General features: G+C 40.7%; 2 protein-coding genes and 1 pseudogene. All 3 read left to right on the top strand.

Annotated elements, in window-relative coordinates; genetic code table 11:
• Positions 1-25 precede the first annotated feature (25 nt).
• A pseudogene (locus ACEN8J_RS09870) lies at positions 26-934 on the top strand (aminotransferase class III-fold pyridoxal phosphate-dependent enzyme); the annotation flags it as partial.
• Positions 927-9,566, top strand: coding sequence for an amino acid adenylation domain-containing protein (locus ACEN8J_RS09865; RefSeq protein ID WP_495594449.1), 8,640 nt, complete (start codon positions 927-929; stop codon positions 9,564-9,566). The pseudogene ACEN8J_RS09870 and the gene ACEN8J_RS09865, both read left to right, overlap by 8 nt.
• 42 nt (positions 9,567-9,608) lie before the next feature.
• Complete coding sequence (locus tag ACEN8J_RS09860; protein WP_495594448.1) at positions 9,609-26,927, top strand: non-ribosomal peptide synthase/polyketide synthase; 17,319 nt, start codon at positions 9,609-9,611, stop codon at positions 26,925-26,927.
• The last annotated feature ends 28 nt before the right edge of the window (positions 26,928-26,955 follow it).

Here is a 26,955-nt window from a genome sequence, read left to right as displayed (position 1 = left end):
CCGTATCTTGGTACTGCCATTCACTAAACGGACTGGTATATTTGCGTTTATGGGAGGATTTCACGGAATGTCGCTGGGGAGTCTGGCTGTTACCAGCAACATTCAGAAAAGATCTTCCTCCGGCATAGTATTATCCGATGTTACCTTTTTCCCATACTCCGAGAGTCCAATTGACTCATTCGATACTATTGAATACATGGAAGCCGTTCTAAACGACGGTCACTCGGGAATCGAAAAACCGGCGGCTATTATATTTGAAACCATTCAGGCGGAAGGCGGCGTAAATATAGCTTCACCCGAATGGATGCTCAGGCTGAGGGAACTTAGCGACAGACACGGTATTCTACTGATTTGCGATGACATTCAGGTTGGCTGCGGACGCACCGGACCGTTCTTTTCATTTGAACGTGCCGGGATGATCCCTGATATTGTACTGCTTTCCAAGTCAATCAGCGGGTATGGTCTTCCCATGTCTATTCTGCTGATGAAACCGGAACTTGATGTCTGGAAGCCTGGTGAGCATAACGGTACGTTCCGGGGAAACCAGCTTGCTTTCATTGGAGCTACAGCTGCGTTGGAATATTGGGAAATGAATAATTTGGAACAGTCTGTGAAATATAAGGAAGCATTTGTAAGAGAATATTTAACCAAGCAGATTTTGTCATTACATAAGGGCCTGACCATTCGAGGTGCAGGTTTGATTTGGGGTATTGATTTTTCCAATGTGGAGGATGAGCGAATCACGCAAAAAGTAGTAGAGGAATGTTACCAAAACGGTTTAATCATCGAAAGCGCAGGAAGAAAAGACAGTGTTATAAAACTTATGCCTCCGTTAACCATCGAGCTTGAACTTTTGCAGCAGGGTTGTTCAATTATCAGACAAGCTATTCAAGAGAATATAAATAAAGTATTGGAGGTCGAAAGTTATGGATAAAATCGCCATTATAGGAATAGGATGCCGTTTTCCAGGAGGAATAAGGGGGCCTGAGGAGTTCTGGGAAGCATTGACTGCGGGAAAAGATATGACTTCCGATTTACCCGAAGGCCGCTGGGATTTAGAAAAGTTTTATGATCCTGACAAATCAAAGCCAGGCAAGCATTACACCTGTCATGGTGGATTTTTAGATAAAATAGATGAGTTTGACCCTTTGTTTTTTGGTATTTCTCCAAGGGAAGCGGCCTTTCTTGATCCACAGCAAAGACTGATGCTGGAGACATCATGGGAAGCAATGGAAGATGGAGGCTTGGATCCGGCCAAGCTAGCAGGAACCAATACCGGTGTCTTTGTAGCGGGCTTCACCCTTGACTATCAAGCAATACAATTTAAAAACGAATCGGTTGAAAGTTTAGATACACATTCGGCAACGGGTATGATGATGACAATGTTGTCCAACAGGATTTCATATATATATGATTTCAGAGGTCCAAGTTTGTCTGTAGATACAGCGTGTTCGGGCTCTTTGGTTGCAACACACCTTGCATGCGGGAGTTTATTGAATAATGAATGTAATCTCGCAATAGCAGGCGGAGTAAGTGTTATAGCTACACCTGAGTATACCATAGCGGAAAGTAAGGGTGGTTTTTTATCTCCCGATGGACGGTGCAAAACTTTCGATTCCAGTGCAAACGGTTATGCAAGAGGAGAAGGAGCCGGCGTTGTGGTTTTAAAACGCCTGTCAGATGCTATCGAAGACGGAGATAGGATTTATGCCGTAATAAGTGGATCGGGTGTAAACCAGGACGGCCACACAGACGGGATTACTGTTCCAAACGGGCAGGCTCAGGAAAACTTAATGAAGGAGGTATACAAAAAGGCAGGAATATCACCTTCAGATATAACATATATTGAAGCTCACGGCACCGGCACTCCGGTTGGAGACCCTATTGAGGCTAATGCAATAGCACGAGTGGTTTCAACAGACAGGCCAAAAGATAAAAAGTGTATTGTCGGATCTGTTAAGACAAACATTGCCCACCTTGAGGCCGCTGCAGGAGTTGCCGCACTGATAAAAGCTTCACTAATCATAAAGCATAAGCAAATACCTCCACATCTGCACTTTAAGAATCCAAACCCTAAAATTCCCTTTGACGATTTATGTATACGAATTCCTCAGACCCTGGAGCCTTTGCCGCAACCTGCATTGGTTGGCATAAATTCATTCGGTTTTGGAGGAACAAATGCCCATATCCTCTTGGAGGAAGCTACAGATCTCCAAAAAGAGGGTACTCCTGAAGTTAATGTAAATACCGGATGGCCATATATGATTCCCATATCTGCGCGCTCAGAAAAGGCGCTAAAAAACTATGCGCAAAAGTATGTTGATTTTATTAATGGAAGTGGAGAAAGTATTTCTTTATATGATATTGGAAGCATGATGAGCAAAAAGCGCACCCATCATGACTATAGACTAGCGGTTTCGGCATCTTCAAAGGAAGAACTTGCAGGAAACCTGGAAGCGTATATTAAAGGACAAGCACGCCAGGGGATGTCTGCGGGAAATGTTGAGGCAGGAAAGTACAATAAAGCTGTTTTTGTATATACAGGTATGGGGCCCATATGGTGGGCTATGGGCAGACAGCTCCTTGAAAAAGACCCTGTGTTTAGAAATATGATAGAAAAATGTGATAAACTTACACGTCAGTATGCTGGATGGTCTCTACTGGAGGAACTTCTCGCCGATGAGGAGAATTCACGTCTGGACCAGCCCCAGTTTGCTCAACCTGCCAATTTTGCTGTTCAGGTGGGTTTGACTGAAGTATGGAAATCCTTGGGTATTATACCCCATGCGGTGGTAGGACACAGTGTTGGAGAAGTGGCTTCTACATATGTTGCAGGAATTTACAGCCTTGAAGATGCCATGTTGGTAAGTATTCACAGAAGCCGTGCACAGCAAAAAGCAGTAAACAAGGGCACAATGCTGGCGGTAGGTTTACCAGAAAAAGAAGTTGTGGCCCTGCTGGATGAGAACATAAAAGGTGTTTCAATGGCAGCAATCAATAGCCCAAATTCGGTAACTTTGTCAGGTGATCCTGATGCCCTTGAGCAGATCCAAAAACAGTTGCAGGATAAGGGGGTTTTTGCGCGGCTTTTAAAGGTCAATGTAGCGTATCACAGTTACCAAATGGAACCATATGAGCAGGAGCTATTGGAGGCATTAAAAGGAATAAAGTCCCAGCCTGCCGGGATACCGATATATTCCACGGTTACAGGGAAAATGCTGACGGGTACAGAGTGTGATGGACATTACTGGTATAAAAATGTAAGAGAGCCGGTACGTTTTGAAGCAGCAATGTATGAAATGATTTCGTTGAATTATAACTTATTTATTGAGGTGGGCCCTCACCCTGTTTTAGCAGCTTCTATTTCTGATTGTCTGTCAGCTAAAAACGTTGAAGGTAAGAAGTTGTTCTCTATAAAAAGAAATGAAAACGAACAGGTTTCAATACTGGAGAACTTAGGGAATCTATATGCACTGGGATACCCTATAGATTGGAACAAGATTTACCGGTACCAAGGTGAGTTTGTAAGTCTCCCTCTTTATCCATGGCAATGGGATAAATACTGGATGGAAACGCAGGAATCAAGTGAATTTAGGCAGGGAAAAAATAAGCACAAGTTTTTAGGACGCCGTTTGAAAACTTCCAGCCCTATATGGGAGATTGAACTTAATACTACCTATATGACGTATCTTTCTGATCATAAAATACAAGGTATAGAAGTTTTCCCCGGAGCAGGGTATGTAGAGCTGGGAATGGCTTGTGCCAGAAGCTATTTTGGAGAGGGTTTTTATACAGTTGAAGATATAAAGTTTGAAAATGCTTTATTTTTAAATCAAGGAGTATCACCTGTGGTGCAGGTGGTTTTGGATCCAAAAACCGCAAAATTCGAGATTTCAAGCAGGATACCGGGACAAGATAAGACTTGGACATGCAATGCATCCGGCACAATAAGAAAACGGCAAAACATAAAGATCACTGCTAAAGATGAGTTGATTCAAATACTTGGCAATTGTACCAAAGAATACGGAAAAGAAGTATGTTATAAAACCTTCTATCAAATGGGTTTCCATTATGGTCCTTATTTCCAAGGTATAGACAAGATATGGAAAGGTGATAACGAAGCTCTTGGCAGGATCGAGATCCCTAAAATACTGGAGATTGATAGCTCTATCTACGGTCTTCACCCGGCGGTATTGGACGCCTGTTTCCAGGTTACCATTGCGGCAGTTGCACCACTTAATGAAGATGAAAATAACGAAGGCCAATCATTCCTACCTGTAGGAATAGACAGGGTGCAGCTTTATGGAAGGCCGGAGCCTGTCATGCTTTGTCATACGCAGTTGGTAGATAGGAAAGATAATAATTTGAACGCCAACATCCGTCTATATAGTGAGGACGGAAATCTAATCGCCGAAATACTGGGCATAAGAACTAAGGAACTTGGAAATAGTGGAGGGTCTGATGCTGGAAGAGTTAAGGATTATCTTTATGAGATAAACTGGGAGCTTCTAAAAAGTGAAGAAGTTGATACCCGCACAGCTGCTGCTAACTCTGGAGCATGGCTTATTTTTGTGGATCATAAAGCAGCAGGAAAAGAACTGGCAAATCTCCTTGAAAAAAGGGGAGAAGAATGCTTTATGGTATATCCTGGTGAGGGTTTTGGTTGGCAGTATGAAGAGCGTGAGATATATATAAACCCTCGAAGCATTGAGGATCTTAGAGCGTTGTTTGATGAATTCTCAAAAATTAAAACGAAGCTAACAGGTATTGTATATATGTGGAGCCTCAATATCCTTGAGATCCAGGAAGTTAGCAATACAGCTATAGAAAAAGCTTGTTTTGAAAACCTGTTTGTATTAAAACACCTGGTACAAGCAACCACAAATCTGGGATTAAATTTTAAGCTGTGGGTTATTACAAGAGGAGCCCAAATGATCAACAGGGCTACTCCAAATTCTGCATTCTTACAGTCGTTGGTATGGGGCCTTGGCACCGTCATAGGTTACCATGAGTTGCCTTCAAATTGGGGAGGCCTTGTAGACCTTGACATAGAGGCCAATGCGGGTGAAATGGAAATGCTGTTAAAAGAAGTCTTAGGTAATGGAGAGAACCAAATTGCTTTCCGTAATGGGAATAGACTTGCAGCAAGAATCGATAAACTGCGGATTGATATGCAGCATCAAGTACCCGTACATCTTCGCCCCGATGGAAGTTATGTTATTACAGGTGCTTTTGGTGGCATAGGTATGATTACAGCCCAGTGGATGGTTGCCAAGGGAGCAAGACATCTGGTACTGCTTGGACGCGGAGAATTTCCAAAACGTTCTGAATGGAACAATGTAGAGCCAGGCAGCAGCCTTGCAGAGAGGATTGAGTTTGTTCGTAAGCTGGAGTCCCAGGGGGCAACAGTATATATTGGATCAGTGGATGTAACTGATGAGGAAAAGCTTGCTGGATTTTTTAAAGATTTTGATAAGGAAGAAAGGCCTCCTATTCGAGGTGTTGTACATTCTGCTGGTATTACGGATGATCAATTTCTTGAGGTTAGTAAAGATGAGACTTTTTATAGGGTCCTTTCGCCTAAGGTAAATGGTGCATGGAACCTTCACCGTATGACAGAGGGACGGCCTATTGACTTCTTTATTTTATTTTCTTCAGTTGCTTCTGTATTTGGTTCACCAGGCCAGGGAGCATATGCAACTGGGAATGCCTTTTTGGACTCACTTGCACATTACCGTTTATCGAGAGGACTTCCTGCACTGAGTATCAATTGGGGACCATGGTCAGAGGTTGGAATGGCTGCAAGGTTTATGGAACGTGATCCGGAGTATTATATACAAAAATCCATAGAATCTGTAACGGTAGAAAAGGGAATTAGGGCTATGGAGCACCTTGTTGGAGAAGCTGTTGCACAGTCTGTGGTTCTACCTATACTCTCGTGGCAAACGTTTGGGGAAAAATGGTTCTCACCCATGAGTTCTCCACATGTGCTTAAAACTCTTTTGCAAGATGAGTCAGGACAACAAGAGAATATAAATAAATCAAAGGTGGATGCTGATATCCTGGAGGATATTATTTCATCTCCAATACAGAGCAGGCAGAATATCGTTGAAATGCATATTAAAACAATAGTAGCGAAGGTTTTGCGTTATAATCCTGAGGATCTAAGTACCAAACAACCACTAACTGTTTTTGGGATGGATTCATTAATGGCCACCGAAATAAAAAACAGGATGGAGGTTGCCTTTAAAACACCTGTTTCCATAGTAGAACTTCTTAAGGGTTCCAGCATATACGATCTTTCCGAGCAAATGATATCAAAGCTATACGAATCGGGAAAGATTTCAGAACAGGGTTCCCTAAATATGGGTAAGGCTGAGCTTGAAAGAATACCTAAAGTTTCTGAAAAAGAGTACTATGAAACCTCATCTGCACAAAAGATGATGTATATCATTAATAATCTTGAGGGTAACAACATTGGGTATAACATACCTGTGGGAATTTTATTTGAAGGTGGGATTGAAAGGGTTGCCCTTGGGGAAGCATTAAAAACATTGATACAAAGGCATGAAGCATTTAGGACATCCTTTGAGATGATTGATGGGGAGCTTGTGCAAAGGATACAAGATGAAGTTGATTTTACTATAGAATATTTTGAGTCTGAGGAAGACGGAGTAGAGAAAATAATCGATGAATTTGTAAGACCGTTCGATTTAAGCAAAGCACCCTTAATAAGAGTAGGTCTTATAGAAATCCATGCTAGCAGGCAAATACTTTTGCTTGATGTACATCATATAGTCTCGGATGGAACTTCAATAATCAGGACTTTTGATGAAATAGTTTCTATATTAAGTGGTGAAAGCCTTCCGGCAATGGAGGTGCAATATAAGGATTTTGCCCAGTGGCAGAATGGCTTGTTTAGCACTGAGGTTTACAAAAAGCAGGAAGAATACTGGCTTAATAGGTTCAAGGGTGAAATTCCTATCCTTGATATGCCTACAGATTATCCTAGGCCTGTCCTTCAAAGCTTTGAAGGAAATAGGTTGCTATTTGATTTAGACAGTCATTTGATGGATAAATTAAATGTACTTTCCTCCCAAACAGGAGCCACCGTGTATATGATACTTCTTGCGGCATTAAATACACTAATGTATAAATACTCAGGACAGGAAGACATAATTATTGGTACTCCTATAGCGGCAAGAACTCATTTTGATACTGAAAGAATACTGGGGATGTTTATAAATACCCTGGCATTAAGGAATTTCCCAGAGGGAAATAAGGCCTTTACTGAGTTCTTGGAAGAAGTAAAAGAAAGCTCCTTAGAAGCATATGAAAATCAGGAATACAGGTTTGATCAGTTTGTGACAAAACTTAACGTAAAGAGAGATTCAAGCAGAAATCCTTTATTTACTGTTATGTTTAATATTGTTCCTTCTGATGAGCATATTATGGAACATCGTGGTGAATTAAAGTATTCCAAATATCCGGTTGAAAGTAAAACATCAAAATTTGACCTAACATTCCAGTTGATACCAGATGGTCATAATATAATATTATGGATGGAATATGCTACACGTCTGTTTAAGAAGGAGACGGTAGAAAGGCTTGTTCAGCATTACTTTAATATCCTTGAAGAGATAACCTCAAACCCTGAAAAAAAACTATCAGAAATCAATATGTTATCCCAAGAAGAAAAGGAGCGAATAATATACGGCTTTAACGATACGAAGGTTGAATTTGAACATCACCTGACGGTACACCACCTGTTTGAGCAGCAGACGAAAGTACGTCCAGACAATATAGCAGTAGCGTATGAAGGCCGTAGATTTACATATGGCCAGATCAACCAAAGGGCAAACAGGATAGCAAGGTACATGCTAAAGGCTGGCACTGGTAGAGAAGAAGCCGTAGTTGTCATGCTGGAGAGGGGACCCTTATTTGTAGAATCGGTACTTGGTATATGGAAAGCAGGGGGGGCTTACATACCTGTAAATCCAAAATACCCTACACAAAGGGTGCTTGATATATTTAAGGAATCTAAAGCTGCCTATGTGTTGACCTTATCAGATTATGTGACCCAGCAGCTTAGTGAGAACTATAAAGGCCGAATTATATACCTTGACCAGTGTGAAAAAGAGATTGAGGCTGAAAGTGGCGAAAACCTAGATCTAGATATAGACATAAATAGTTTGGCCTATGTTATATATACATCTGGTTCAACTGGTGTACCAAAGGGAGCTATGATAGAGCATCTTGGCATGATAAACCACATCCATGCGGAAATAAAGGAACTTTGTATAACTAACAACAGCATAATATCCCAGAACTCGCCTCAATACTTTGATGTATCTGTATGGCAGTTCTTTGCAGCCCTAACCATAGGAGCTCAAATTATCATCTATCCAGATGAAATAGTAAAGGATGTTGCAAGGTTTACGAATCGGATCATAGAAGATGGCATAACGGTCCTTGAGGTGGTACCTTCATACCTTGCTTTAATGCTTGAGTATGTGGAAAATACAGGGAATAAACCGGAAGAACTTCATTACTTGCTGATAACGGGAGAAACCGTAAAATCCGGCATAGTAAGGAAATGGTTTGACCTATGTCCAAATACTAAAGTAGTTAATGCCTACGGACCTGCAGAGGCAGCGGACGATATTACTCTATATACTATGGAAGCTGCTCATGAAGGAGAGAACATTCCTGTAGGCAAGCCTATACAAAATATGAATCTATATATAACAGATAAAAACATGAACCTGTGCCCTATCGGAGTAAAAGGAGAGATCTGCGTCTCTGGAACAGGTGTAGGAAGGGGTTATTTAAATGACCCTGAAAAAACAGCCCATGTATTCCTTGAAGATCCTTTCAGAGAAGAAAAGGGGATAAGGCTGTACAAAACAGGAGACCTGGGAAGATGGCTGCCTGACGGGAATATCGAATTCCTGGGCAGAATAGACCATCAGGTTAAGATCCGCGGATACCGAATAGAGCTTGGAGAAATAGAAGCTCAGCTTCTAAAACATTCTTCAATAAAAGAAGTTGTGGCAGCAACAAGGGAAGACCCCCAAGGGAACAAGTACATCTGTGCATATATAGTTGGAGAAAGTGAATTGACAATACCGGAATTAAGGGAGTATCTCTCCAAAGATCTGCCAGACTACATGATCCCTTCATATTTTGTACAGTTGGAAAAACTGCCTTTATCAGCGAATGGCAAGGTAGATAGAAATGCCCTGCCTGCCCCTGATGGAAATATTAATACAGGGGTAGACTATGCTGCACCATTCGGTGAAATTGAGGAGAAGCTTGTACTGATATGGAGCCAAATCCTTGGAGTCCAGAAGATTGGAGTAAATGATAACTTCTTTGAATTAGGAGGAGACTCATTAAAGGCAACCAATCTTGTATCAAGGGTTCATAAAGAATTTGACATAGAATTTGCATTAAAAGAAGTGTTTATGGGTCCTACAATTTCGGCAATAGCAAAAAGTATTAAAAATAGACTTAACGATACAGTGGAAATCGAAGAAATTTTAAGCATGATTGAAAATCTATAAATAGGAATTAAAAGAGATGAAATAGAGAAGAGGGACGAAGTTATGGATAATTTGATGAAAAGAATAGAATCTCTTTCTCCAGAAAAAAGAAAGCTATTTGAGACGATGCTAAAAGAAAAAGGAAAAGATGTTTCAAAATATACGCCAAATGCCTTTTCTAGAATACCTTCTGCCAGAGAGCAGGAATTTTACCCTATGTCATCTGCCCAGAAAAGGCTGTATATACTAAACGAGCTTGAAGGAGCAGGTACTGCATATAACATGCCAGGCGTCGTACTGCTGGAAGGAAACATTGATGCAGTACGCTTCGAACAGGCATTCAAGGAGCTAGTAAAAAGACATGAGGCTCTGCGCACATCATTTCATATGGTTGAGGGTGAACCAGTACAAAAGGTTCATGATTACGTGGATTTCAGTATTACGTACCTGGAACTGGATGAAGAAAAAGCAGCAGAAATAGTCAAAGAATTCATAACGCCCTTTGATCTTAGCCAAGTTCCATTACTGAGAGTAGGACTTGTAAAAACGAACGAAGACAGGCGTGTTATGATGTTTGACATGCACCACATAGTATCAGATGGTATATCAGTCAATATACTTATGAGTGAGTTTTTGGATTTGTACCAAGGGAAGACCCTTTTGCCACTACGGATACAGTACAAGGATTTTTCTGTATGGCAGAAGGAGATGTTTGCCGGAGACTCAATAAAGAAGCAGGAAGAATACTGGCTCCAGACATTTAAGGGTGATATACCGGTACTGGATATGCCTACTGACTATCCAAGACCGGCGGTACAAAGTTTTGAAGGAGATGCTGTAAGCTTTGAAATAAACCCTGAACTTTCAGTCAAACTAAATAAGCTTGCAACAGATAATGGAGCTACCTTATACATGGTACTGATGGCTGCATATAACGTACTCCTGTCCAGATACACTGGACAGGAAGACATCATAGTTGGAAGTCCTGTAGCCGGAAGGCCCCATGCTGACCTGCAGGGTATCATTGGTATGTTTATAAATACCTTGGCCATAAGGAACTATCCTGAGGGAGAAAAGACCTTCGTCCAATTCTTGCAGGAAGTAAGGGAAAATGCGTTTTTGGCTTTTGAAAATCAGAACTACCAGTTTGAAGAACTTGTAGAAAAACTTAATCTCATGAGGGACATGAGCAGGAATCCTCTTTTTGACACTATGTTTGCACTGCGCACTTCAAGCAAGACAGAATTTGCAGCATCGGGTATAAACTTCAAACAATACAACAACTGGCTGGAAGGCAGAAAGGCAAAATTTGACCTTATGCTTGAAGTGGTAGAGGGTCAAGAAGGTATAACATTTAACCTTGAATATTGTACCAGGCTGTTTAAGAAGGAGACAATAAAAAGGTTTGGAACCCATTACATTTCCGTTCTTGAAGAGATAACGGCATGCCCTGAAAAAAGGTTGTGGGAAATTGATGTACTGTTACAGGAAGAAAAACAGCAAATCCTATATACCTTTAACGCTACAGAGGCACAGTATCCTAAAAACAAGACTATCCATCAGCTTTTTGAAGAGCAGGCAGAGAAGAACCCTGATCATGTAGCTGTGGTATTTGAGGGTAAAAAGCTTACATATAGTGAACTCAATAAAAAATCAAATGGGTTGGCCCATGTATTAAGGGCTAAAGGAGTCAAACCGGACAGTATCGTAGGTATTCTGGCAGAACGCTCACTTGAGATGATAGTAGCAATCCTAGGGGTATTAAAAGCAGGAGGGGCATATCTTCCCATAGATCCAGATTATCCTGAGGAAAGAATAAGTCATATGCTGGAAGACAGCCGGGCAGTGATCCTGTTGACCCAATCACATTTTATAGACAAATATACATCAATAGGTACAGTAATAAATTTAGAAGATGAGCAGGAATATTCAGATGAACAATATAACTTATCGGAGGTAAATAAACCTTCCGATCTAGCTTACTTAATATATACCTCAGGCTCTACAGGTAAACCCAAAGGGGCAATGATAGAGCATAGAAACATAGTAAGGCTGTTATTTAACAGTAAAATGCAGTTTGATTTTAACGAAAATGATGTATGGACTATGTTTCATTCTATGAGTTTCGATTTTTCCGTATGGGAGATGTACGGGGCGTTGTTATATGGGGGCAGATTGGTGGTAGTTCCTAAAATGACAGCACGCAGCAATGTAGAGTATCTGAGACTTCTAAGGAATGAGAAGGTGACCGTATTAAATCAGACACCTTCAGCCTTCTATAATATAGCCAATGAAGAAGTATCATATGAAGAAAAAGAACTTAAGATAAGATATGTCATATTCGGAGGGGAAGCATTAAAGCCTGCATTGTTGAAGGAATGGAGAAAGAAGTACCCGCAGACTAGACTCATCAATATGTATGGAATAACCGAGACAACAGTGCATGTCACATATAAAGAGATAGAAGAGGAAGAAATTAGATCTAATGTGAGCAGCATAGGAAGGCCTATACCAACCCTTACAACATATGTAATGGATAAGAACATGAAAGTTGTTCCCATTGGAGTAGCCGGAGAGCTTTGTGTAGGAGGAGACGGAGTTTGCAGAGGATATCTTGGAAGACCGGAGCTTACAAAGGAAAAGTTCGTTCAAAATCCGTACAAGCCGGAAGAGAGGTTATATAGATCTGGAGACCTGGTCCGGTTATTATCTGATGGAGAAATGGAATACCTGGGTAGAATAGACCACCAGGTAAAGATAAGAGGCTTTAGGATAGAGCTTGGTGAAATAGAAGCACAACTGCTAAAGCATCCTTCAATTGAGGAATCTTTGGTGATTGCAAAGGAAGACCATCAGGGCAGTAAATACCTGTGTGCATATATAGCGGGAGAAAATGAGCTGACAATATCAGAACTAAGGGAGCATCTCTTAAAAGAACTGCCCGAATACATGGTACCATCATACTTTGTGCAGCTTGAAAAAATGCCATTGACAGCTAATGGCAAGATAGACAGGAAGGCATTGCCTGAACCCGAAGGTAATATAAATACGGGAATAGAGTATGAAGCGCCTATAGGCGAATTTGAAGAGAAGCTTGCACTGATTTGGCAAGACATCCTTGGAATTAAGAAGATAGGAAGAAATGACAACTTCTTTATGTTAGGTGGACACTCTTTAAAGGCTACAAGCCTTGTAGCGAGAATTCACAAAGAGTTCAATATAGACATGCCTCTTAAGGAAATATTTAAGGCTCCAATTATAGCGGAAATAGCAAGGTATATGAAGGAAGCAAAGGAGAGTATATATCAATCCATCCAAACTGCTAAAGAGATGGAATACTACCCTATGTCATCAGCCCAAAGAAGGCTGTATATATTAAATCAGTTTGAAGGAGCAGGGACAGCATACAATATGCCAGGCAGCTTGCTGGTTGAAGGCAGTATTGATCTGGAGCTTTTTCAGAAGACCTTCCAACAGCTTATAAATAGGCATGAGACCCTTCGAACATCTTTCCATTTCATAGAGGGTGAACCCGTCCAGAAGATCAATGATCCTGTGGGTTTTAGTGTAGTGTATCTAGAATCTGACGAAGAAAAAGTGGGGGAAATCGTAAAAGAATTTATAAAGCCGTTTGATCTTGGAATTGCTCCGCTGCTAAGAGTAGGCCTTGTGAAAACGGGAAAAGACAAGCATGTCATGATGTTTGACATGCACCATATCATATCTGACGGTACGTCCATGGATATACTGGTACATGAGTTCATGGATATGTATGGAGGAAATAACCCTTCTTCCCTCCGTATACAGTACAAGGACTATTCTGTTTGGCAGAAGGAACTATTTGCTGGGGACAAAATAAAGAAGCAGGAGGAATACTGGCTCCAGGAATTTAATGGAGAAATTCCTGTGCTGAATATGCCAGTAGATTACCAAAGGCCTGCGGTTCAAAGCTTTGACGGAGGTTTTATCCGTTTTGAAGCAGGCAGTGAGCTTACGGGAAAACTTATTAAGCTTGCAAGGGATAATGGGGCTACTCTTTACATGACATTGCTTGCTTCATACAACATACTGCTGTCTAAGTATACGGGGCAGGAAGATATTATAGTGGGAAGCCCTATAGCTGGAAGACCTCATACAGATTTACAAGACATAATAGGTATGTTTGTAAATACCTTAGCCATGAGGAACTATCCCCAGGGAGAAAAGACCTTTGCTGAGTTTCTAAAGGAAGTAAGGGAAAACTCTATAAGGGCTTATGAAAATCAGGACTACCAGTTTGAAGAACTGGTGGAAAAGCTTAATGTAAAGAGGGATATGAGCAGGAATCCTCTTTTTGATACTATGTTTGTATTGCAAAATACCGGCTCATCAGAATTGAAGATAGATAGGCTTAAGTTTATACCCTATACAAATGAATTTAGAATATCCAAATTTGACTTGACATTAAATGCTCGGGAAACCCAGGAAGGTATTGCATTTGATTTGGAATATGCCACAAGGCTGTTCAAGAAAGAGACTGTAGAAAGGTTTGCAGCCCATTACCTTAATGTTCTGGAAGAGATAACGGTTTATCCTGGAAAAAGGTTGTCAGAAATTGATATGCTTTCACAGGAAGAAAAGCAGAAAATACTATATGACTTTAACGATACAAAGGTCCGGTATCCTAAGGATAAGACTATACATCAACTGTTTGAAGAGCAGGTAGAAAAGACACCCAATAATATTGCTGTAGTGTTTGAAGATAAACAGCTGACTTATAAGGAAGTAAACGAAAAGGCAAACCAACTGGCCAGAAAATTAAGAGAAAAGGGAATAAAACCTGATAGTGTAGTGGGAATTATGGTAGAACGTTCCCCGGAAATGATCATAGGGATCATGGCTGTCCTAAAAGCTGGGGGGGCTTATTTACCCATAGCTCCTGAATACCCTGAAGACAGGATCCAGTTTATGCTTGATGACAGTGGCAGCCAAATTATTCTGATACAGGATAAATTTATAAATGCTAAAGGTAGTTACAGAAATGCTGAATTTATTAGCATAGAAAATCAGGAACTATTTACTGGGGATGTATCAAATCCAAAGTTAATTAGTAAACCTGAAAACTTGGCTTATGTAATATATACATCCGGTTCTACCGGCAAACCCAAAGGGGTAATGATAGAGAACTACTCCGTAATCAACCGGATCAACTGGATGCAGAAGCAATACCCGATAGCTGAAGGTGATGTGATCCTGCAGAAAACTCCCTATACCTTTGACGTATCGGTATGGGAATTATTGTGGTGGAGCTTTACTGGGGCCAAAGTCTGCCTGCTGATACCGGGAGGAGAAAAAAATCCGGAAGAAATCGTGAAGGCAATCGAAAAAAATAAAGTTACCACAATGCACTTTGTACCATCCATGTTGAGTGTATTTTTAGAGTATGTAGAGGAAAAGGGGATAATAGAGGAAATAGCAAGCTTAAAGCAGGTATTTGCCAGTGGAGAAGCACTGAACCTGAAGCAAGTAGAAAAGTTCAACAAGCTGCTGTACAAAGAAAAAGGAACAAGCCTGCATAACCTGTACGGACCAACAGAAGCAACAGTAGATGTATCCTACTTTGGCTGCTCCACGGAAGAAGAATTGGAGCTTGTACCAATAGGAAAGCCCATAGATAACATTAAGTTATATGTTGTGAGTAAGGAAAAGGGCCTGCAGCCGATAGGAGTAGCGGGAGAACTATGTATAGCAGGGGATGGACTGGCAAGAGGGTACTTGAACAGACCGGAACTTACAGAAGAAAAATTCGCAGCAAACCCATTCGCACCGGGTGAAAGAATGTACAGGACAGGTGACCTGGCAAGGTGGCTGCCTGACGGCAACCTAGAATACCTGGGCAGGATCGACCATCAGGTAAAGATAAGAGGCTACAGGATAGAACTGGGTGAAATAGAGAACCGGTTATTAAAGCATGAAACAATAAAAGAAGCGGTGGTATTGGACAAAGAAGGAGCTGACGGAAATAAGTATCTTTGTGCGTACGTCGTACCGGATCAAGAAATAACCGTACAGGGGATGAGGGAACACTTGTCAAAAGAGCTCCCGGACTACATGATCCCTTCTTACTTTATGCAGATGGAAAAGCTGCCATTGACCCCTAATGGAAAAATAGACAGGAAAGCATTGCCTGTGCTCGATAGCAATGTTAATACCGGCGTAGAATACGTAGTACCTTCGGGAGAAATAGAGGAGAAACTTGCGCTGTTGTGGCGGGATATCCTTGGAATAGAGAAGGTAGGAAGAAATGATAACTTTTTTATGCTTGGGGGACACTCGTTAAAGGCAACAAGCCTTGTAGCAAGAATTCACAAAGAGTTCAATATAGACATACCTCTTAAGGAAATATTCAAGACACCAACCATCTTAGAAATTGCCAGATATATTAAAGACTCAAAGGAGAGCCTATATCAGTCAATCAAATTGGCAGGAGAAATGGAATACTACCCTATGTCATCTGCACAAAGAAGGCTGTATATACTAAACCAGCTTGAAGGGGCAGGGACAGCATACAACATGCCTGGTATTATGCTGCTGGAAGGAAGCATTGATACAGCGCGTTTCCAGGAAGTCTTCAGGCAGTTGGTAAAAAGGCATGAGACTCTTAGAACATCGTTCCACATGATCGATGGTAACCCGGTCCAGAAGGTTCATGACCATGTGGAATTCAGCGTGATGTACTTTGAAACTAACGAAGAAAAAGCCGCAGAGTATGCTGGGGAATTTGCCAGACCTTTTGATCTTGGCAAGGCTCCTCTGCTAAGGGTAGAGCTTGTAAAAACGGGAGAAGACAGGCATCTTATGATGTTTGATATGCATCACATTATATCCGATGGTGTCTCCATGGACATACTGATTCGTGAGTTTATGGATCTTTATGAAGGAAACAACCCTCCAGCACTTCGGATACAGTACAAGGACTACGCTGTATGGCAGAATAAACTGTTTGATGAGGGCGGAATTAGCAGCCAGGAGGAATACTGGCTCCAAGCATTCCAGGGAGAAATACCTGTACTGAATATGCCGCTAGACTATCCAAGGCCTGTAATACAAAGCTTTGAAGGGGATTTTTTTAGCTTTGAAGCAGGCAGTGAGCTTACGAATAAATTAAACAAGCTTGCAAGGGATAATGGGGCTACGCTTTACATGACACTGCTCGCGGCATACAACATATTGCTGTCTAAGCACACCGGACAGGAAGACATAATCGTTGGAAGCCCTATAGCCGGAAGGCCACATTCAGACCTGCAGGATATCCTTGGTATGTTTGTAAATACCTTGGCTATGAGAAATTACCCCAAGGGAGATAGTACCTTTGTAGAATTCTTGAATGAAGTAAGAGAAAACGCTCTAAGGGCTTATGACAATCAGGATTACCAATTTGAAGAACTGGTTGAGAAGCTTAACTTGAAGAGGGACATGAGCAGAAACCCACTGTTTGATACTATGTTTACCATGCAAAATGCCTCTAAGGTAGAATTTGCAGTACCTGGTATAAGCTTCAGACCTTTTAATAACGGGCTAGAGTATAGAATATCAAAATTTGACCTATCCATTGATGCAATAGAGCGTGAAGATGGTATGGCTTTTAGCTTTGAATATTGTACTCGGCTTTTCAAAAAAGAGACTATAAAAAGGTTGGCGGCTCATTACCTTAACGTGTTGGAAGAGATAACCGCAAATCCGTTTAAAAGGTTGTCGGAAATAAATATGTTGTCCCAGGAGGAAAAACAGCAAATAATCTATGGCTTCAATGATACAAAAGTAGAATATCCTAAGGATAAGACCATACAAGAGCTATTTGAAGAACAAGTGGAAAAGACGCCTGATAACATAGCAGTAGTATTTGAAGATAAATACTTGACTTACGGAGAACTTAATGAAAAGGCCAATCAACTGGCTTGGATCTTAAGGGACAAGGGATTAAAACCTGACAGTGTAGTAGCTATAATGGTAGACCGGTCCATAGAAATGATAATAGGTGTAATTGCTGTATTTAAAGCAGGAGGCGCGTATTTACCCATAGACACCGAATATCCTGAAGAACGAATCAGATATATGATCGATGACAGCTTGGCTGGAATTATTCTTACGCAAGAACATCATAAAGAAAAAATTAAATTTGATCTTGATATTATAAGCTTTGATGACTGTGTGAATTACAACGGGAGAACAGAAAATCTTCCTGTCATTAATAAATCTTGTAATTTAGCATATGTCATTTATACATCAGGAACCACAGGAAAGCCAAAGGGGATCATGATAGAGCATAGAAGTCTTGTCAACATATCTTACGCATGGAAAAAGGAATATAGGCTTGCGGATATGGATGTAAAGCTGTTGCAAATCGCAAGTTTTTCTTTTGATGTATTTGTGGGAGATGTTTCGAGAACGCTGCTCAACGGAGGCCAAATGGTTATTTGTTCATCCGAGGAGAGATACGATCCTGCACGATTATATTCACTTATTAAAACCCATAAAATAACCATCTTTGAATCCACACCGGCACTGATTATTCCTCTTATGGATTATATCCATGATAATGCTTTGATTATTGATAGCCTCAAGTTGCTTATACTTGGATCAGATACTCTCTCTGTGGAAGATTATGAAAGATTACAATCCTGGTATGGAGAGAAACTGCGGGTTGTTAATAGCTATGGGGTTACTGAGTCCACCATAGATTCCAGTTATTACGAAAAGAGACTGGGAAGCTATTTGGAATCCGGGAGTGTACCTATCGGAAAGCCAATGCAAAATATAAAATACTACGTTGTTGACAAACACTTGAGACCTCAGCCTACAGGGGTTTTGGGTGAGTTGTGCATAGGGGGAGAAGGGCTTGCAAGGGGATATCTAAACCGGCCCGAACTGACAGCTGAAAAATTTGTACCTAACCCGTTTATACCAGGGGAAAGGATGTATCGTACAGGGGATCTGGCCAGATGGCTGTCTGATGGGAATATGGAATTTTTAGGAAGAGTAGATCATCAGGTAAAGATAAGGGGATTTAGAATAGAGCTGGGGGAAATAGAAGCACAACTGCTAAAGCACGTTTCAATAAAGGAAGCAGTAGTTATTGCAAGGGAAGATCAGAAGGGAAACAAGTATCTGTGTGCCTATGTGGCAGGGGAAAATGAATTAACAATAGCAGAACTAAGGGGACATCTCTTAAAGGACCTTCCAGACTATATGATACCATCCTATTTTATACAGTTAAAAAAGCTGCCGCTGACTCCCAATGGCAAAATAGATAGGAAGGCATTGCCCGAACCTGACGGCAATATCGATGCTGGAATAGAGTATGTCGCACCCTTGGGTGAAGTGGAGGAGAAACTTGCGGGGTTGTGGCAGGATATCCTTAGTATAGAGAAAGTGGGAAGAAACGACAATTTCTTTGAGCTGGGGGGACATTCCTTAAGGGCAGCAAATCTTATTGCCAGGATTCACAAAGAGTTCAATGTAAACATACCGCTTAAAGAAATATTTAAGAGCCCAAATATGTCTGAAGTTGCCGAGTGCATCAAGATTGCAAAGGAGAGTGTATTTCATTCTATTGGGCCGGCTGGGGAGATGGAGTACTATCCAATTTCATCCGCCCAGAAAAGGCTGTATATTCTAAACCAGCTTGACGCAGTTGGGATGGCATACAACATGCCTGGTATTATGCTAATTGAAGGCAAACTCGATAAACTGCGCTTTGAACAGGCTTTTAGGGAGCTTGTTGACAGACATGAGTCTTTCCGTACCTCATTCCATATGATAGATGGTAAACCGGTACAAAAGGTCCATAGCAATGTGGATTTTAGTGTTATGTATATGGAAACCGATGAGGAAAGAGCTGCGAAAATAGCCAGTGAATTTATTAGGACCTTTGACCTTGATGAGGCTCCTTTACTTAGGGTTGGGCTTATAAAAGTTGGAGAAGACAGATATATTATGATGTTTGATAAGCACCATATTATATCTGACGGGGTGTCTGACGACATACTGGTAAGAGAATTTATGAGCCTGTATGAAGGTAAGGAACTTCCGGAACTTAAGATTCAGTACAAGGATTTTTCCGTATGGCAGAACAGGCTGTTTGCTGATGGGACAATTAGTAAGCAGGAAGAATACTGGCTCCAAGTATTCAAAGGAGAAATTCCTTTGCTTAATATGCCGCTAGACTACCCTAGGCCAGCTATACAGAGTTTTGAGGGAGATGTGATCAGTTTCAAAGCAGGCAAGGAGCTTGCTGTTAAACTGAACAAACTTGCAGTGAATAATGGTGCCACGCTCTACATGGTACTTTTAGCTTCATACAATGTCCTTTTGTCCAAGTACACCGGACAGGAAGATATTATAGTTGGAAGTCCCGTTGCAGGAAGGCCGCATACTGATCTTCAGGACGTTATTGGTATGTTTGTAAACACGCTAGCCATGAGGAATCAGCCTCAAGGTGGAAAGACTTTTGTGGACTTCCTTAATGAAGTAAGAGAAAACTCCTTAAGGGCTTACGAAAACCAAGATTACCAATTTGAAGAACTGGTAGATAAGCTTAACCTGGAAAGGGATCTGGGCAGAAATCCACTTTTCGATACTATGTTTGTACTGCAAAATATCGAGGCATCAGAAGTGAAGATGGATGGGCTAAGGTTTATGCCCTATGACAGTGAAGTAAGAATATCCAAGTTTGACTTGACTTTAAACGCTGAGGAAACAGAGGACGGTATTGCATTTGAATTGGAGTATGCTACCAGGTTGTTTAAGAAAGAGTCAGTTATAAGGCTTATTGCCCATTACCTTAATGTATTGGAAGAGGCAGCAGCCTTTCCTGAAAAAAGGCTATTAGAAATTGATATGCTGTCACAAGACGAAAAACATCAAATATTATATGAATTTAATAATACAAAAGCAGGATACCCTCGGGAAAAGACCATCCATCAGATTTTTGAGGAACAGGTGGAACGGACACCCAATAATATTGCTGTAGTGTTTGAAGATAAACAGCTGACTTATAGGGAGCTAAACGAAAAGGCAAACCAACTGGCCAGAAAATTAAGAGAAAAGGGAATAAAACCTGATAGTGTAGTGGGAATTATGGTAGAACGTTCCCCGGAAATGATCATAGGGATCATGGCTGTCCTAAAAGCTGGGGGGGCTTATTTACCCATAGCTCCTGAATACCCTGAAGACAGGATCCAGTTTATGCTTGATGACAGTGGCAGCCAAATTATTCTGATACAGGATAAATTTATAAATGCTAAAGGTAGTTACAGAAATGCTGAATTTATTAGCATAGAAAATCAGGAACTATTTACTGGGGATGTATCAAATCCAAAGTTAATTAGTAAACCTGAAAACTTGGCTTATGTAATATATACATCCGGTTCTACCGGCAAACCCAAAGGGGTAATGATAGAGAACTACTCCGTAATCAACCGGATCAACTGGATGCAGAAGCAATACCCGATAGCTGAAGGTGATGTGATCCTGCAGAAAACTCCCTATACCTTTGACGTATCGGTATGGGAATTATTGTGGTGGAGCTTTACTGGGGCCAAAGTCTGCCTGCTGATACCGGGAGGAGAAAAAAATCCGGAAGAAATCGTGAAGGCAATCGAAAAAAATAAAGTTACCACAATGCACTTTGTACCATCCATGTTGAGTGTATTTTTAGAGTATGTAGAGGAAAAGGGGATAATAGAGGAAATAGCAAGCTTAAAGCAGGTATTTGCCAGTGGAGAAGCACTGAACCTGAAGCAAGTAGAAAAGTTCAACAAGCTGCTGTACAAAGAAAAAGGAACAAGCCTGCATAACCTGTACGGACCAACAGAAGCAACAGTAGATGTATCCTACTTTGGCTGCTCCACGGAAGAAGAATTGGAGCTTGTACCAATAGGAAAGCCCATAGATAACATTAAGTTGTATGTTGTCAGTAAGGAAAAGGGCCTGCAGCCGATAGGAGTAGCGGGAGAACTATGCATAGCAGGGGATGGACTGGCAAGAGGGTACTTGAACAGACCGGAACTTACAGAAGAAAAATTCGCAGCAAACCCATTCGCACCGGGTGAAAGGATGTACAGGACAGGTGACCTGGCAAGGTGGCTGCCTGACGGCAACCTAGAATACCTGGGCAGGATCGACCATCAGGTAAAGATAAGAGGCTACAGGATAGAACTGGGTGAAATAGAGAACCGGTTATTAAAGCATGAAACAATAAAAGAAGCAGTGGTATTGGACAAAGAAGGAGCTGACGGAAATAAGTATCTTTGTGCGTACGTCGTACCGGATCAAGAAATAACCGTACAGGGGATGAGGGAACACTTGTCAAAAGAGCTCCCGGACTACATGATCCCTTCTTACTTTATGCAGATGGAAAAGCTGCCATTGACCCCTAATGGAAAAATAGACAGGAAAGCATTGCCCGAGCCTGACGGAAGTATGAGTACGGGAACAGAATATGTAGCGCCGCGGAATGAAGTGGAAGAGAAACTGGTTGAAATATGGCAGGAAGTGCTTGGAGCAAAACAGGTAGGAATAAGGGACAACTTCTTTAAAATAGGCGGAGATTCTATACGTGCAATATCATTAGTCAGCACAATATGCAAAAAGTTGGATATAAACATCCAAATCAGGGATATATACATGAATCCTGATATTGAGAGATTGTCTGCATTCTTAAAAGTAAAAGATACGGAAGCTTTTAACAGTAAGATGGGTAAAGCAAGGGAAGAACTGGAGTTATTTAAACAGCGAATATTGATGAATGAAACTCTCTCAGAAAAGTTACCTTCGGACATGGAAGATATATATCCGATGAGTCACATAGAGCTGGGTATGATTTATCATTCCAAAAAAGACTATGAAAATGCAGTTTATCATGACCAATTTGCATTTCATCTGAATGACAAAGACTTTGATTTCCCAGCATTTAAAGAAGCGATGCTTCTAATGACGTCAAAACATGATATTTTAAGGACGGTTTTTAATTTAGAGGATTTTGAAACTCCTGTGCAAATTGTTTATAAGGGCAGTAGTCTTGATATTGAGCAGATAGATATCATGAATTTTAGCAGGACAGGGCAGGTTGAGTATATAAACAAATATTTGGAAAATGACAGAGCGAATCCGTTTGATATATCAAAGCCCCTTTGGAGGATAAGAATATTCAAACTTGACGCAAACCATATTTGTCTGGTTCTGATATTCCACCATGCTATCCTGGATGGCTGGAGTGTTGCTTCATTGATTACGGAAGTTTCAAACCTATACTCTAAGCTTAAGCAAGAAAAAGATTATATACCAACACGGCTTAAATGCAGCTATAAAGATTATATAGCAGACCAAATGACAATTAAGGACAACCAGGAAGTAATTAATTATTGGAGAGAGGAATTAAGTGAATATAAAAGGTTGAATATGCCTGCAAATATTCATGGAAAAACAAAAAAATCTTATAAAGTAGACCATGTAACACGCCATTTAAGTCAGGAATTTTTAGGTGATTTAAGAAGTACTGCCAGAAGATATGATGTAAGCTTAAAGACACTTTGCTTTGCTGCATACACTTATATGCTCAATATGCTTTCATACGAGGATGACTTTGTCGTAGGTTTGGTAGAAAATAACAGACCTGTATGCGAAGATGGAGATAAGATGCTGGGGTGCTTCTTAAATACGGTTCCCGTCAAAATGTGTTTTGATAAAATCGATATATGGGAGGAATTGATAAAAGTTGCAGAAAAGAAATTAATAAACTTAAAGCTTTATGGAAGACTGCCTTTATTTGAGATCATAAATATCCTGGGCGGAAAAGAAAACAAAGAGGAAAATCCTTTATTTGATACCATATTCAATTATGTGGATTTTCATATATATAACGAGATAATAAACAAAGAAATCGGTGATGTTAAAGATAGAATTTCAGTTGATGAATATGAAGCAACCAATACAAGTCTTGACTTTACAGTAAGTAATACATTCGATGATCTTAATATAAGCTTGATCTACTCGGACAAAGTATTGGAAAGAAAACAGGCAGAAGAGTGTATAGACTATTTTATTAATATTTTAAATATGTTTATCCATAACCCCAAAGGGTCAGTTGACAAGCTTATTATATTAAGTCATGAAGAAAGAAAGCTGTTGCTGATAGACTTTAATAATACTAAGAAAGACTATCCGCAGGACAAAACCATACATGAGCTGTTTGCTGAGCAGGTGGAAAGGACACCTGACAACATAGCTGTGGTATATGAAGACAAGCACTTGACTTACAGGGAATTGAACGGAAAGGCAAATCATTTGGCCAGAGTATTGAGGAACAAAGGGGTAAAGCCTGACCGTATTGTAGGAATTATGGCCGAACGTTCATTTGAGATGATTGTGGGGATATTTGCCATATTGAAAGCTGGAGGGGCGTATCTGCCGATAGATCCTAATTATCCTGATACAAGGATAAAGTATTTGTTGGACGATAGTGGTTCCCAGATCCTTTTGACCTCCAGGACCTTTATGGAAAATAAGCAGATTGATGCGGATATTATATATCTGGAGGAAGAATATTTAAATGAAGAGAACTCAAAGCTTGAAAATGTAAACAAACCCTCGGACCTTGCGTACGTCATTTATACATCAGGTTCGACAGGGAAGCCCAAAGGTGGAATGATTGAGCATACTAGCGTTGTAAACATAATTACAGCCCTCCAGGCCATGTATCCGCTTAAAGCGGAAGACGCTTTTCTATTTAAAACAACTTATACCTTTGACGTATCCGTAGCTGAGATATTTGGCTGGTTCCTCAACGGAGGAAAGCTTGTAATATCACGCCAAGGTGTGGAAAAGGAAGCTATGGAGTTAGTAGAGGTAATAAACAAGCATAAGATAACCCATGTAAACTTTGTACCATCAATGCTGAATATAATGGTACAAACTTTAAAAGATAATGGTATAAAACTGCCATCAACTCTCAGGTATATTTTTGCTGCTGGAGAAGCGCTGCCCAAAAAGCTTGTCCATGAGCTTTTCGATGTCTCAGAGAACACATCTCTGGAAAATATCTATGGGCCTACAGAGTCCACGATATATGCAGCGGGTTACAGTATAACAAAGAAAATAGCAGAAGAACTTATAACAGTACCTATAGGGAAAGCTTTACAGAATGTATACCTTTATATACTGGACAAGCACAACCAATTAACTCCTGTAGGAGTGGCCGGTGAACTTGTGATAGGTGGAAGCGGTCTTGCAAGGGGCTATTTGAATAGACCTGAACTGACAGCAGAAAAATTTGTACCTAACCCGTTTATTCCCGGCGAAAAAGTGTACCGCACAGGGGACTTAGTAAGGCGGCTTCCTGATGGGAACATCGAATTCATGGGCAGGATCGACCACCAGGTAAAGATAAGAGGCTTTAGAATAGAGCTTGGAGAAATTGAAGCACATCTGGTGAAGCACACTGCTATTAAGGAAGCAGTGGTTATTGCAAAGGAAGAGCAGCAAGGGAAGAAGTACCTGTGTGCATATATTGTAGGGGAAAATGAATTGACCATTTCCGAGCTAAGGGAGCATCTCTTAAACGAACTACCTGACTACATGGTACCAGCATATTTCACGAAGCTGGAACAGATGCCATTTAATGCCAACGGTAAAATTGATCGGAAAGCATTGCCTGAACCACAGGGGAATATTAATACCGGAGTAGAGCATGTAGTTCCTAGAAACGAAAGAGAAGAAATACTGGCCAAAGTATGGGAAGACGTACTAAAAACTGAAAACATCGGGGTAAAAGATAATTTCTTCAGCCTTGGAGGAGACTCAATAAAAGCCATACAGGTAATGTCGCGTCTTAACGTCCATGGGCTAAAGCTTGAAATGCGGGACTTATTCAAACATCCTGTAATTGAGGAACTCGTCGAATATATACAATCTACAAGCCGAAGAATTCATCAAGGCCCGGTAGAAGGCATAGTACCGATAACACCTATACAAAGATGGTTGTATAAACAAGACAGCAAGGATATCCATCATTTTAATCAGGAAATAATGATATATGGGCGTAACGGATTTGAAGAAGCTATTATTCGAAAAGTATTGTCAAAGCTTGTAGAGCACCACGATATTTTTAGAACAGTGGTAAAAATAGAGGATCAAAATATACTCCAATACAACAAAAACCTTGAAGGTGAACATTTTTCATTGGAAATTGTAGACCTTAGGGACAGCTATAATTACCGGGAAAAAATAGAGCTGGAAGCGTCGAGGATTCAGAGGAGCATGGACTTGTATAACGGTCCTTTAGTTAAGGTTGGTCTGTTTAAGACTAAAGAAGGGGACCACCTGCTAATAGCTATTCACCACCTTGTAGTTGATGGGGTATCGTGGAGAATCATACTGGAAGATTTGGACATAGGATACAGACAGGCGCTAAACAATGATGAAATAAAATTCAGCAACAAGACCGACTCTTTCAAAGATTGGGCACAGAGGCTTGATGAGTATGCCAATAGCCCTGAACTATTAAAAGAAATAAATTACTGGACCAATTTGGAAAAAACTGAAACAATACCGCTTCCAAAAGACCGAGAGATTGAAGAAAGAAGGTATATGAATAACAATAGCGTCAAGATCGAGCTGAGTATTGAAGAGACTGAGAAGATGCTAAAGCGGGTAAACCATGCTTATAACACAGAAGTAAACGACATATTGCTTACCGCCTTGGGATTAGCAGTGAGGGAATGGACCGGAAATGATAAGGTTCTGATCAGTCTGGAGGGGCACGGCAGGGAGGAAATCATTAAAGACATTGACATAAGCAGGACCGTGGGATGGTTCACCACCCAGTATCCCGTGGTGTTAGATGTCAGCGGACAACTCGATATTTCCCGCATGATCAAATCGGTAAAAGAAAACATCAGGCAGATACCTAACAAAGGGATAGGTTACGGCATACTAAAATATCTTACCTTGCCGGAAAACAAAGCCGATTTAAATTTTAATCTAAACCCTGAAATAAGCTTCAATTACCTCGGTCAATTCAACCAGGATAATGTAGACAATTTATTTGGAGTGTCTGATATTCCTGCCGGAGAGTCTACAGGACCAAACTATAAAAGTGAGTATTGTATTGATATTAACGGCGGAACTGTAGAAGGCGGGAAGCTGGAATTAAACTTTAGCTACAACCAGGGCGAGTATGAGAAGAGTACTATTGAAGGGGTAGCGGTGAGTTTTAAAAAGCATTTAGTAAACATAATAACCCATTGTGCAGAAATGGACTATTCAGAAGCTACACTCAGTGATTTTACAGTAGACGATCTGAATATGGATGAGTTTGAAGACGTATTGAATAACTTCGAATAAAAAGAGTTTGTATTTAAGGAGGAGTACT

This window comes from Paenibacillus sp. Paensp38 (assembly GCF_059491915.1).
Note: the sequence above shows the minus strand (reverse complement) of the source record. Positions and strands in the feature narration are given on the sequence as shown.